Below are 12,462 nucleotides of genomic sequence, written 5' to 3'. Positions count from 1 at the left end.
GAAACTTACCACTTCCGAATCATCTTTTCTATTATAATGCTTTATTCGCAATGTCTTTACGATAAAATAGACCATCACTCTCTATTTGATCAACACGTCGATATGCTTCACGCTGTGCTTCTGCAATCGAAGTACCTTCTCCAATGGCTAATATAACACGTCCACCCGCATTGATATATCGAGTACCATCATACTTTAAGCCACTAACGAAATAATGATCTAAGTCTCGTTCAAAACCTGTCACGGATACTCCTTTTTCATATGCATTTGGGTATCCTTTGGAAGCTAACATGACACCAACCACCGCTTCATCTTTCCATCGCATATCAATCGGCTCTCGTGCTTCCAATTGTAAAATGTGCGCCATCAAATCGCTCTCCATACGTGTTAATAAAACTTGTGCTTCAGGATCACCAAAGCGTGCATTAAACTCAATCACTTTCGGTCCTTCATCAGTTAAAATTGCACCGATATACAACAAACCGAAGAAATCATAGCCTTCTTTTTTCATCGCACGTGCAATCGGCTGTGCAATACGTTCATTCGTTACATCCAGTACATCTTGACCGATATGTGGTACAGGACAATACGCACCCATACCTCCTGTATTCGGTCCTTCATCATGATCATAGGCACGTTTGTGATCTTGTGCAATCGTATCAAAAGGTACAGCATAATCTCCATTTACGAAGGTCATTAAAGAAAACTCTTCACCTTGTAAAAATTGCTCAAATACTACTTTGCTCTCTTCTTCAGGATAAAGTGTCTCAACTGCTGCTTGTGCTGCTTCTCGTGTATCGGCAATAATGACACCTTTACCTGCTGCTAAGCCATCTTTTTTCAACACAACTGGCAAATCACATTGTTCAATATATGCAAGTGCTTCTGTTTTTGTATCAATTTCTTGATAATCAGCAGTTGGAATGTCATATTTTGCCATCAATTGTTTGGCAAATGACTTCGACCCTTCAATTTGTGCCGCTGCTTTATTTGGGCCAAAAACTTTGATTCCCGCTTCACGTAATTGATTTGCAAGTCCTTCTGTTAAAGGTTGTTCTGGACCGATCACAACCCACTCGACGTGATGGTCTTTTGCAAACAGAACAATTTTATCATGTTCATTTTCGGCAATTTCTGCATGAACTTCAGCAACATGAGCCATCGCATCATTACCAGGAATAGCATATACACATTCAACAAGTGGTGATTGGTTTAACTTTTTTGCAAGGACATGTTCTCGTCCACCGCCACCGATAACTAAAATATTCATATGCACGGCCTCCTTAATGTTTGAAGTGACGCATGCCTGTCGTCACCATTGCGATACCATATTTATTCGCCATATCGATTGAATCTTGGTCTTTAATAGAGCCACCCGGTTGAATAATCGCTTTAACCCCTGCTTTTGCCGCTGTCTCTACCGTATCATCCATTGGGAAGAATCCATCTGATGCAAGCACAACGTTGTCATTCATCTCAATTGCTCGTTCAATCGCAATTTCAGCTGACCCGACACGATTCATTTGTCCTGCACCAACGCCCACTGTTTGCTTACGGTTTGCTAACACAATTGCGTTACTCTTCACTGCTTTTACGACTTTCCAACCAAGAAGAAGTGCTTCCCATTGTTCATCTGTCGGTGCGACATCAGTAACAACCTTCATTTCAGATTTTGGTACATCAAATGTATCTTTATCTTGTACAAGATAGCCACCTGATACAGAGACAAATTCTTGTTCAGATGGGTCACTTGTCATTTCTACTTCTAACAAACGGATATTTTTCTTTTGTTGTAAGACAGCTAAAGCCGCTTCATCAAAGCTTGGCGCAATGACTACTTCTAAGAAAATACTGTGTAGTGACTCAGCTAATTCTTTAGTCACTGGACGGTTCAGCGCCACAATACCACCAAAAATAGATTGACTATCCGCCTCATAGGCATTTAAATAAGCCTCATGAATCGTTTCTCCAATACCTACACCACATGGATTCATATGTTTCACCGCAACAGCTGCAGGACTTTCAAACTGTTTCACTAATGTTAACGCCGCATCTGCATCTTTAATATTGTTATAACTCAACTGCTTGCCGTGATGTTGTATCGCGCCTGCAAGCGTATTAGGTGCCGTAGATGTACGAACAAATGTCGCTGCTTGTTGTGGGTTTTCACCGTAACGCAATACTTCTTCATTGTTACTAAAATAATTCGTAATTGCCTGATCATACTCAAAAGTATGTTTAAAAACTTTAATCATCAATGATTTGCGATACGCTTCATACAAAGTATCCGCTTGTAATCTTGAAATAACTTCATCATAATCATCAGGATTTACAATTGTTACAACATGTTTGAAATTCTTAGCAGCTGCACGCAACATCGTTGGTCCACCAATATCAATATTTTCAATCGCATCCATCTCAGTCACATTCGGATTTTTAATTGTTTCTTGAAATGGATATAAGTTCACAACGACCATATCAATTAAATCAATGTTTTGTGCTGCTAACTGTTCAAGATGCTCAGGTTTATCACGATCTGCCAAAATACCACCGTGTACTGCTGGATGTAATGTTTTTACACGCCCATCCATAATTTCATCAAATTGTGTCAGTTCTGATACTGATGCTACTGGCACACCTGCCTCTTCAATCGCACGGTATGTACCACCTGTTGAATACAACTCAAAACCTTCTGCTACAAGTTTTTTCGCAAATGTTGCAATACCAGTTTTATTAGAAACGCTCAATATCGCTTTTTTCATCCTATTTCAAGCTCCTTATCGAATAATCTGTTGTATGACTTCTGGATATAATTCATATTCCAAACTTTTAATGCGGTCTTCTAATGCTGCTTTCGTATCGTCCTGATATATCGGACATTTTCGTTGTGCAATAATTTGTCCTGTATCCATACCTGCATCGACATAATGAACGGTTGTTCCCGTTTCAAGTTCCCCATTATTTAGCGCCTTACCAATTGCGTCGATACCTTTGTATTTCGGTAAAAGTGAAGGATGAATATTTAAAATTTTCCCTTCATATGCATCGAGTAATGTATTACCGATTAAACGCATATAACCTGCCAACACAATCCATTCTACTTGTTCTGCTTCTAACTGTTTCAACACGTCTTGCTCGTACGCTAGTTTATCAACATATGATTTAGGTCTATAAGTATGAACCGGTAACCCATGTTGTTGTCCTAGTTGTACGCATGCCGCTGTCGGCTGATCTGTATACAATGCCGTCACTTCAATATTGCGTAATACCCCTTTTTTTACACGTTGCATAATGTTATCAAAGTTCGTTCCAGATCCTGATGCAAAAATTGCAATTTTAACCACTGTTACGCCTCCACTAAACGAATGGCTTCTGCTTCTTCAGTAACTGTTCCAATTGAATAAGCTGCAACATTCATCGTTTTTAAAATTTCATGAACACGATCTTCATCTTCTGCATCGACTACTAATGTATATCCAATACCCATATTAAAAATATGATACATTTCATCTAAATCGATACGTCCTACTTCTTGAAGCCAGTCGAACACTTTAGGTGTTGGGAATGCTGACGTATTAATTACCGCTGTTTTTCCTTCTGGTAAGGCACGTGGAATATTTTCGTAAAAACCACCGCCGGTAATATGCGTCATCGCTTTAATACGCACTTGCTCTTTAACAGCTAACACCGGTTTTACATAAAGTGCTGTCGGCGTGAGAAATGTTTCAAGATATGAACGTTCACCGTCGAATTTTTCATGGACATCAATGCCTGACTGTTCGATTAATCGTCGTACTAAGCTGAAGCCATTTGAGTGAATACCGTGAGAAGCCAATCCAATGATCACATCGCCAGCTTTAACTTCTGATCCATCAATATAGTCTTCTTTTTCGACAGCTCCAACGGCAAACCCTGCTACATCGTATTCACCTTCGTGATACATTTCGCCCATTTCAGCTGTTTCTCCACCGATGAGTGCCGTATTTGTTTCGACACAACCATCACTGATTCCTTTAACAATTTGTGCAATCACTTCTGGTACAACTTTGTTTGTTGCAATATAATCTAAGAAATAAAGCGGCTCTGCACCTGTTGTCAAAATATCGTTGACGCACATTGCCACAGCATCTATTCCAATCGTGTCATGTTTATTGTGATCAATGGCTAGTTTTAATTTCGTTCCAACACCATCTGTTCCTGATACGAGCACTGGTGCTTTCATGTTCAATTGTGAAAGATCAAAAGTAGCACCAAATCCTCCGAGCCCTCCTAAAACTTCTCGACGCATCGTACGTTCGACATGACTTGACATTTGCTTCACTGCTTCATATCCTGCTTCAATATCAACACCGGCTTGTTTGTATGACTCAGCCATTGACTACACTCCTCTTCTTTTCAATTCTTTAACTTCTGGTAATAGATTATCAACAATTTCAATCGGGTAATTCCCTGTAAAGCAAGCATTGCACTCCCCTTTAGAGCCATACTGTTTGAAGACTTCATGCATTCCTTCAACAGAGAGATACGTTAATGAATCTGCACCAATCATCTCTTTAATTGTTTCTACTGAATATTGCGCAGCCATTAGCTCTGCATGTGTTGACACATCAATACCGTAATAACAAGGATTTTTTAAAGGTGGTGATGAAATACCCATATGCACTTCACGTGCACCTGCAGATTTTAATGCTTTAACAATGTATTTACTTGTGGTCCCACGTACAATAGAATCATCAATGACGACGATGCTTTTGCCTTCTACAACATCACGAATCGGTGAATGTTTCATACGTACTTGTCTTTCACGTACACTTTGATCAGGTGTGATGAACGTTCTACCGATATATCTATTTTTTAATAGCCCTTGCTCATTCGGGATACCTGTCTCTTCTGAAAATCCTTTTGCAGCTTGTAAAGATGAGTCAGGAACTCCAATCACGATATCTGCTTCGATACCCATTTCTTTTGCTAATTGACGTCCTAATGCTTTGCGCACTTGGTAGATAGAATGCTTTTGAAATTCAGAGTCAGGTCGTGCAAAGTAGATGTACTCCATCGAACACATATGTTGATGAGTGTCAGGCGTGTAAGAGTCATAATCTACGTCATTGTCGCCAGAGAACGTAATTAACTCTCCCGGTTCAATATCGCGAATATATTCTGCACCAATCGCCGTAAAGGCACATGTTTCACTGGCAACACAGTATGCGCCATCTACTTTTCCTAGCATTAACGGACGGACACCACAGTTATCACGTGTAGCTGTTAATTGCTTTTCGTTTAATATGACACAGCTAAATGCACCTTTCACTTGGTTTAACGCCGCTTTTTGATTTGTTTTAATATGTTTTGACTTTCCTTTGATTAATAAATGAGCTAGTACTTCTGAGTCACTTGTCGTTTGAAAAATACCGCCCTCTGATTCAATTGCACGACGTATTTGATGTGCATTCGTCAGGTTACCATTATGTGCCAATCCTAAATCACCTTTCGAATGCTTGAATAAGAATGGCTGTACATTCGAAATTTCACTAGCACCTGTCGTTGCATAGCGGACATGACCGATGGCACTCTGATATCCTTCCAATGACTTGAGTTGCTCATCTGAAATCGCTTCAGTAAGCAATCCCATGCCACGTGCACCGAATAATTGTTCACCGTTGGAGCATACGATACCAGCACCTTCTTGCCCGCGATGTTGAAGACTGTGTAGTGCCAGATACGTTAAATGGGCAGCGTAAGGATGATTCCATATGCCGAATACACCACATTCTTCATTTAATCCACGGATGTCATACATGCTTCGATTGCCCCTTCCCATGCTTCTTTCAATTCAGATGTACGACGGTGTAATGTTTTGTGTTGTGCTGCTACTTTAAAGTCATCATTGTCAGTGAGTGTACCAATTTCAACAGCATTGTCATGCGCAAATGTTTGCCCTGCTTTCACAACAACGACGTAACGACCTTGTGTCTCACTAAATAGCTGTGCATTGCTCAAATCAACAGTTGCATCTAACCCTAAATTGTAGAATGCACTCATACGTGCCAATATGATGAGTAATCCACCTTTTCCGACTGTTTGAACATGTGAAAGCACACCTTCTCGAACCGCTTTTCGAATTGCTTCACCTTTTGTTGCTTCTTCTGTTAAGTCAACTGTTTCTGTTTCATGATTCACATCACCGTATAATAACTTTTCAACTTGACTACCACCATAATTATCTGTTGTTTCGCCAACCACGTACACTTTATCACCAGCAGAAGGTGTAAAATCACGAAGGTAATCGATATCTTCAATGAGACCTACCATCCCTACAACAGGCGTTGGGAAAATAGACGACGTACGTGTTTCGTTATAAAGTGACACGTTACCTGAAACAACTGGTGTCTCTAACACATCACATGCCTCTGCCATACCACGAGTTGAGTCAATCAGTTGTTGATAAATATGTTTCTTTTCAGGTGAGCCATAATTCAAGCAGTCCGTCATCGCTAAAGGTTTTGCTCCAACTGCGATTAGATTACGATACGCTTCTGCTACAACCATTTTGCCGCCTTCATATGGATCGTTAAACACATAGCGTGCCTCACCATCAATTGTCGACGCAACCGCTTTATTCGTACCTTCTACACGTACAACAGACGCTTGTAAACCTGGTTTAACAATTGTATTCGCCCCAACTTGTTGATCATATTGACGATACAAATATTGTTTTGAAGCAATTGTTGGATGTGTTAACAATCGATCAAACACATCTTCAACATCAATTCCACTATAATCATTCGCTGGCTTATCATGCTTTAATGGTTCTCCCTCTAACACATAAACAGGCGCTTCATGATCCAAAGGTTTAACAGGAATGTCTGCAAATACTTCGCCTTCATAAGTTAAGACAAAGCGATCTGTGTCTGTAACTTCACCGATAACAGCACTGTCCAGTTCATGTTTCTCAAATAAATCTAAAAACTTTTGTTCTGTTCCTTTTTTAACAACTAATAACATACGCTCTTGTGTTTCAGACAACATCATTTCATAAGGTGAGATACCCATTTCACGTACAGGTACTTTTTCAAGTTGTAAGTGAATGCCACTGCCACCTTTAGCTGCCATTTCAGATGATGATGACGTTAAACCAGCTGCCCCCATATCTTGAATACCAACAAGTTCTGGGTATGTGATCGCTTCAAGAGTTGCTTCCATCAACTTTTTACCAACAAACGGATCGCCGATTTGAACAGATGGGCGTTTGCTTTCACTTTCTTCAGTCAACTCTTCTGATGCAAACGTTGCACCGTGAATACCGTCACGTCCAGTTTTTAATCCAACATAAATCACTGAATTACCAACGCCTTGTGCTAACCCTTTTTGAATCATATCGTGATCAATCACACCAACACACATCGCATTAACAAGTGGATTACCGTCATATCGATCATCAAACTCAATTTCACCAGCAGTGGTTGGAATACCGATACAGTTACCATAACCACCGATACCAGCAACAACACCACGTAATAAGCGACGATTCGTTTTCTCAGTCAGTTCACCGAAACGCAAACTATTCAATAAATTAATCGGACGTGCACCGATTGATACGATGTCGCGGATAATACCACCTACACCTGTTGCCGCACCTTGATACGGCTCAATCGCTGAAGGGTGGTTGTGCGACTCAACTTTAAATACAACTGCTTGATTATCACCAATATCAACGACACCTGCACCTTCACCAGGTCCCATTAAGACATGTTCACCTGTTGTTGGGAATTGCTTTAAAAATGGTTTGGAATGCTTGTAAGAACAATGTTCACTCCACATCACGGAAAAAATACCTGTTTCTGTATAGTTTGGCTTTCTTCCCAAAATCGTTTCGACTTTATCAAATTCTGCATCACTGAGACCCATTTCACGGTATATTTTTTGTGTTTTGATCTCTTCGGCAGTTGGTTCTAAAAATTTAGGCATGTTGTTCCCTCCAGCTTTTCACCATAGATTCAAATAATTTTACACCACTGTCTGTTCCTAAAATTTGTTCTAGTGCACGTTCTGGGTGTGGCATCATACCACATACATTACCTCGTTCATTGATAATTCCTGCAATATCATCATGTGACCCATTCGGATTATCTTGATATTTCAAAACAATTTGATTGTTATGAACCAATTGTTCATAAATCTCGTCTGTACAGTAGTAATGCCCTTCTCCATGCGCAACTGGGTAAACGACTGTTTCACCTTTATCATAAAGCGATGTGAATGGCGTTTGATTATTTACAATTGTAAGTGGTTCGTTACGACTCACGAATAGATGCGAATCGTTGTGTAATAATGCACCTGGTAATAAACCAATTTCTGTTAAAATTTGAAATCCATTACAAACACCAAGTACGGGTTTTCCTTCATCTGCCAAACGTTTCACTTCTTCAATGACAGGTGCAACAGCTGCAACGGCACCTGATCTTAAATAGTCGCCGAATGAAAAACCACCCGGAATTAAAACACCATCAAATCCATCTAATGACTTTTCTCGATAATCAACATATTCTGCATCTACTCCCGCTTTGATCGCTGCATTATACATATCTCTATCACAGTTAGATCCCGGGAATCTTAGGACGGCGAATTTCATATTATGCATTCTCCTTTTCATCCAAAACATGATAACTATATTCTTCAATCACTGTATTCGCAAATAACTTCTCACTAAGTGTTGTTACAATATTGTGTACTGCTTCGTCGGATGCTTCATCAACTGTAAGATACAATACTTTTCCGACACGAATGTCATTCACTTGCTCATAACCTAAGTCATGTACAGCACGTGTTAATGCTTGTCCTTGCGTGTCTAAAACTTGTGGTTGTAATGTGATGTGTAACTCGATCGTTTTCATAATTTATAATGCCTCCAATTTTGTTAAAAATGCTTGATACGTATCAATAAGTGATCCTGTGTCTTCACGATAAACATCTTTATCGAAATTTTCTTTTGTTTCCTTATCCCATATGCGACATGTATCTGGTGAAATTTCATCAGCTAAAAGAATCGTCCCCGTTGAATCTTTGCCAAACTCAATTTTGAAATCAACGAGTGATAATCCCATTTGATCCATGAGTTGAACTAAAGCTTTATTCACTTGTAATGCTTGTTGTTTCAATTGTTGAATTTCATCTATCGTTGCAATCTGCAGAAGTTGGATTTGGTCATCTGTAATTAGTGGGTCATTCAAGTCGTCATTTTTATAGAAGAACTCAACAAGCGGTTGATCAAACAAATGCCCTTTCTCGAATCCGAGTCTCTTTGTAATAGATCCTGCCGCAATGTTACGCACAACGACTTCTAGAGGGATAATATCAACTGTTTTAACCAGTTGTTCTGTTTCTGAAAATTGGCGTATAAAGTGACTCTCAATGCCTTGTGCACTTAAATGTTCAAAGATACGTGCAGTAATTTGGTTGTTCAAACGCCCTTTACCTGTCATTTTATCTTTTTTTGCACCGTTACCTGCCGTCACTTCATCCTTATACTCAACTCTCACAACATTCGTCTCGTCTGTATCATATATACGTTTCGCTTTACCTTCGTATAAAAGACTCATCTTAGTCGTTTCTCCCTTCAAATAATGTCAACATCGCTTGCTCTGTTTCTGTCGTATCATCTGTTAATATCGTCATATGTCCCATCTTACGTGCAGGTTTACGTGTTTCCTTGCCATAGATATGAACATGCCACTCTGGATGTGCATCAAACTGTGACTCTAATGCGTCGAGATCCCTTCCAAGTAAGTTCATCATCACAGCTGGTTTTAATAACTCAATTCTTTTTGGCAAATCATGTCCTGCCACCGCCAAGATATGTGTATCGAACTGTGAATAGTCACACGCTTCAATTGAATAATGTCCTGAATTATGTGGTCTTGGTGCAATTTCATTCACGTACAATTCACCCATCTTATCAATAAAAAATTCGACTGTGAATGTGCCAACAAAATGAATGGTTTGTGTTATCTTTTCCACTTCTTTTCGTGCTGCCATCGCTTGATCTACTCGAGACGGCACAATTGTTTTGAACAGAATTTGATCTCGGTGTTCATTTTCTTGAAGTGGAAAATACACGATTTGGTCGTTATTTCCAGCTGTTGCTGTCAATGAAACTTCACGTTCTAAAGTTAAAAATTGTTCTGCTACACATTCCTGTTTTTTGACTAATGAGTAGGCTTCGTCTAAATCTGCGTTTGAACGTAATAGCAGTTGCCCTTTTCCGTCATATCCTCCAAAACGCGTTTTCAAAATAAATGGATATCCAAGTGATGCAACAACATCATTCAGTGCTTCAACATTTGGAACATGTTTGAACGGAACAACTTTCACACCTGCATCTCTTAAAGATGTCTTCTCTGTTAAACGATCTTGCAATAGCGTAATAGCTTGATCACCTTGTGGTACATGATACGAATGTGTCAAAATCTTTAATTGTTGTGCATCAATATTTTCAAATTCATACGTTATGACATCTGACATCTGACCTAGTCGTTCCAACGCTTCCATGTCATCATATGCAGCATGTATAAATTGATGTGCCACATATTGGCAAGGACATGTTTCATCAGGATCTAATACAACGACACGAAATCCCATTTTTTGTGCTGATTGTGCCATCATCTTCCCAAGCTGTCCACCACCGATAATGCCAATCGTTTGACCTATTTTTAACTTATTGAAGGTCATCTTGCATCGCCTCGACTTTCTCAATCAATGATACTTCATAAACTTCAAGCTTCTTCATTACTCGTTGCTCTGTCATTCCTATCATACGTGCCGCTAATATTCCGGCATTTTTTGCACCAGCTTTGCCAATTGCTGTTGTTGCCACTGGAATACCGCCTGGCATTTGAACAATCGATAATAAAGAGTCAAGACCTTTCAAACTTTTAGATTCAATCGGAACGCCAATCACTGGCAATGTTGTCATTGAGGCAACCATGCCTGGTAAGTGTGCTGCACCTCCTGCACCAGCAATAATTACTGAGTAGCCATTTTCACGTGCTTTCGTCGCAAATTCGACCATCATGTGTGGCGTACGATGTGCAGAAACAACCTTCTTATCGTACGGAATGTCAAATACGGTTAACATATCACATGCTTCACGCATGATGTCCCAATCCGAAGAACTTCCCATTATGACAGCAACTTTCAATATGAACACCCTTTCAAAAATTTGAAATCAGAATCGTTTTAGTTGTATATTACAGGTATAGCATAACAATAGTACATGCAGATTTCAACGCAAAAATCGAACTTTATCGTTAAAATTACAAATAATTTACGTGTTTTGTTCGTTTTTCGCTGGAATATAGACTTTTATTTAGTTTTAAAGTTCGAATTAATCGAAGGAGGATTTTTGTTATGAGTGCAAAAATTTTAGATGGGAAACAAATTGCGAAATATTATCGACAAGGATTACAAGATGAAGTTGAGTCATTAAAACAACAAGGCTTCACACCGAAGTTATCTGTAATTTTAGTTGGTAATGATGGAGCGAGTCAGAGTTATGTTCGATCCAAAAAGAAAGCAGCTGAAAAAATTGGCATGATTTCAGAAGTTATTCATTTAGCTGAAGAAACATCAGAAGAAGATGTATTAAAAGAACTCGATCGTCTTAACAATGATGAATCGGTGAGTGGTATTTTAGTTCAAGTCCCCCTACCGAAACAAGTCGATGAACAAAAGGTATTAGATGCAATCGACCCGGCCAAAGATGTCGATGGTTTTCACCCAATCAATATTGGACGTTTATACCTTGATGATGCAAAGTTAATTCCTTGTACCCCACTTGGCGTAATGGAATTACTAAAACATGCTGATATTGATTTAGAAGGCAAAAATGCAGTAGTTATTGGTCGCAGTCACATTGTCGGTCAGCCTGTTGCTAAACTTCTCACACAACAAAATGCGACAGTAACCGTTTTGCATTCGCGCAGTAAAAATATCCATGATCATCTCATCAATGCAGATGTTATTGTCAGTGCAGTTGGACGTCCATGTATGGTAACAAAAGCCGACGTGAAAGAAGGGGCTGTTGTGATTGATGTCGGAAACACACCTGATGAAAACGGTAAGCTAAAAGGTGACGTAGACTATGATGCCGTTAAAGATGTCGCAGGTGCGATTACGCCTGTACCTGGAGGCGTTGGTCCTATGACGATCACAATGGTATTAAATAATACACTTATTGCTGAAAAAATACGTCGTGGTTTAGAATAGAATTGCTATAACAAAAGCGTGCAATCTTATTGGTTGCACGCTTTTGTTGGATAACAGTATAAGTGTTAGAAACCTTTCTTAACTATACGTATCTTCATATGTTCTATTTTACATTGCCATGACTAAAAAGGTGGCCAGACCCATAAGATTCAGCCACACTTAATTGAAAATAAGAAAAGCACATACGCCGCGCGTATG

The 12,462-nt window shown here is 39.4% G+C and carries 12 protein-coding genes; 1 reads left to right on the top strand and 11 read right to left on the bottom strand.

Annotation, left to right across the window (positions count from 1 at the left end; genetic code table 11):
* Nucleotides 1-31: 31 nt before the first annotated feature.
* Genes purD through purE form a run of 11 tightly spaced genes read right to left on the bottom strand, consistent with a single transcriptional unit; the run spans nucleotide 32 to nucleotide 11,197 of the window.
* Nucleotides 32-1,270, bottom strand: a complete 1,239-nt coding sequence (purD, locus tag C7J88_RS00250; protein WP_095116083.1) for a phosphoribosylamine--glycine ligase — start codon at nucleotides 1,268-1,270, stop codon at nucleotides 32-34.
* A 13-nt stretch (nucleotides 1,271-1,283) separates the two neighbouring features.
* Nucleotides 1,284-2,762 (bottom strand): bifunctional phosphoribosylaminoimidazolecarboxamide formyltransferase/IMP cyclohydrolase, encoded by a 1,479-nt coding sequence (gene purH / locus C7J88_RS00245; protein WP_095116081.1) that lies wholly within the window; start codon nucleotides 2,760-2,762, stop codon nucleotides 1,284-1,286.
* 15 nt (nucleotides 2,763-2,777) lie between these two features.
* Nucleotides 2,778-3,344, bottom strand: coding sequence for a phosphoribosylglycinamide formyltransferase (gene purN / locus C7J88_RS00240; protein ID WP_095116079.1), 567 nt, complete (start codon nucleotides 3,342-3,344; stop codon nucleotides 2,778-2,780).
* 2 nt (nucleotides 3,345-3,346) lie between these two features.
* Nucleotides 3,347-4,375, bottom strand: a complete 1,029-nt coding sequence (gene purM / locus C7J88_RS00235) for a phosphoribosylformylglycinamidine cyclo-ligase (protein ID WP_095116077.1) — start codon at nucleotides 4,373-4,375, stop codon at nucleotides 3,347-3,349.
* A gap of 3 nt (nucleotides 4,376-4,378) precedes the next feature.
* Nucleotides 4,379-5,800, bottom strand: coding sequence for an amidophosphoribosyltransferase (gene purF / locus C7J88_RS00230; RefSeq protein ID WP_095116076.1), 1,422 nt, complete (start codon nucleotides 5,798-5,800; stop codon nucleotides 4,379-4,381).
* Nucleotides 5,779-7,968 carry a phosphoribosylformylglycinamidine synthase subunit PurL gene (purL, locus tag C7J88_RS00225; RefSeq protein ID WP_095116075.1) on the bottom strand — a complete coding sequence of 730 codons (2,190 nt, stop codon included), beginning with the start codon at nucleotides 7,966-7,968 and terminating at the stop codon, nucleotides 5,779-5,781. The genes purF and purL overlap by 22 nt, the downstream gene beginning before the upstream one ends.
* Complete coding sequence (gene purQ, locus C7J88_RS00220) at nucleotides 7,961-8,632, bottom strand: phosphoribosylformylglycinamidine synthase I (RefSeq protein ID WP_095116073.1); 672 nt, start codon at nucleotides 8,630-8,632, stop codon at nucleotides 7,961-7,963. The genes purL and purQ overlap by 8 nt, the downstream gene beginning before the upstream one ends.
* A 1-nt stretch (nucleotide 8,633) precedes the next feature.
* The gene (purS, locus tag C7J88_RS00215) at nucleotides 8,634-8,894 is read right to left on the bottom strand and encodes a phosphoribosylformylglycinamidine synthase subunit PurS (protein WP_095116072.1); all 261 of its coding nucleotides are present in this window, start codon (nucleotides 8,892-8,894) and stop codon (nucleotides 8,634-8,636) included.
* A gap of 3 nt (nucleotides 8,895-8,897) precedes the next feature.
* The gene (purC, locus tag C7J88_RS00210; RefSeq protein WP_095116070.1) at nucleotides 8,898-9,599 is read right to left on the bottom strand and encodes a phosphoribosylaminoimidazolesuccinocarboxamide synthase; all 702 of its coding nucleotides are present in this window, start codon (nucleotides 9,597-9,599) and stop codon (nucleotides 8,898-8,900) included.
* 1 nt (nucleotide 9,600) lies between these two features.
* Nucleotides 9,601-10,728 carry a 5-(carboxyamino)imidazole ribonucleotide synthase gene (gene purK / locus C7J88_RS00205; RefSeq protein WP_095116069.1) on the bottom strand — a complete coding sequence of 376 codons (1,128 nt, stop codon included), beginning with the start codon at nucleotides 10,726-10,728 and terminating at the stop codon, nucleotides 9,601-9,603.
* Nucleotides 10,715-11,197 (bottom strand): 5-(carboxyamino)imidazole ribonucleotide mutase, encoded by a 483-nt coding sequence (gene purE / locus C7J88_RS00200; RefSeq protein ID WP_095116068.1) that lies wholly within the window; start codon nucleotides 11,195-11,197, stop codon nucleotides 10,715-10,717. The genes purK and purE overlap by 14 nt, the downstream gene beginning before the upstream one ends.
* Nucleotides 11,198-11,406: 209 nt before the next feature.
* On the opposite strand from purE, the gene folD reads away from it, so the two are divergent.
* Nucleotides 11,407-12,264: a bifunctional methylenetetrahydrofolate dehydrogenase/methenyltetrahydrofolate cyclohydrolase FolD gene (gene folD / locus C7J88_RS00195; protein WP_095116066.1), complete on the top strand. Its 858-nt coding sequence runs from the start codon at nucleotides 11,407-11,409 to the stop codon at nucleotides 12,262-12,264.
* The last annotated feature ends 198 nt before the right edge of the window (nucleotides 12,265-12,462 follow it).

The sequence above is a fragment of the Staphylococcus muscae genome (genome assembly GCF_003019275.1).
Lineage (GTDB): Bacteria > Bacillota > Bacilli > Staphylococcales > Staphylococcaceae > Staphylococcus > Staphylococcus muscae.
The sequence above is the reverse complement of the archived record's forward strand: the minus strand, read 5'-3'. Positions and strand labels throughout refer to the sequence as shown.

Excerpts from the sequence above, each read along its gene's own strand:
- purK (WP_095116069.1), bottom strand. The coding sequence starts at position 10,728 with ATGACCTTCAATAAGTTAAAAATAGGTCAAACGATTGGCATTATCGGT.
- purM (WP_095116077.1), bottom strand. The coding sequence starts at position 4,375 with ATGGCTGAGTCATACAAACAAGCCGGTGTTGATATTGAAGCAGGATAT.
- purD (WP_095116083.1), bottom strand. The coding sequence starts at position 1,270 with ATGAATATTTTAGTTATCGGTGGCGGTGGACGAGAACATGTCCTTGCA.
- purQ (WP_095116073.1), bottom strand. The coding sequence starts at position 8,632 with ATGAAATTCGCCGTCCTAAGATTCCCGGGATCTAACTGTGATAGAGAT.
- folD (WP_095116066.1), top strand. The coding sequence starts at position 11,407 with ATGAGTGCAAAAATTTTAGATGGGAAACAAATTGCGAAATATTATCGA.
- purC (WP_095116070.1), bottom strand. The coding sequence starts at position 9,599 with ATGAGTCTTTTATACGAAGGTAAAGCGAAACGTATATATGATACAGAC.
- purL (WP_095116075.1), bottom strand. The coding sequence starts at position 7,968 with ATGCCTAAATTTTTAGAACCAACTGCCGAAGAGATCAAAACACAAAAA.
- purS (WP_095116072.1), bottom strand. The coding sequence starts at position 8,894 with ATGAAAACGATCGAGTTACACATCACATTACAACCACAAGTTTTAGAC.
- purF (WP_095116076.1), bottom strand. The coding sequence starts at position 5,800 with ATGTATGACATCCGTGGATTAAATGAAGAATGTGGTGTATTCGGCATA.
- purH (WP_095116081.1), bottom strand. The coding sequence starts at position 2,762 with ATGAAAAAAGCGATATTGAGCGTTTCTAATAAAACTGGTATTGCAACA.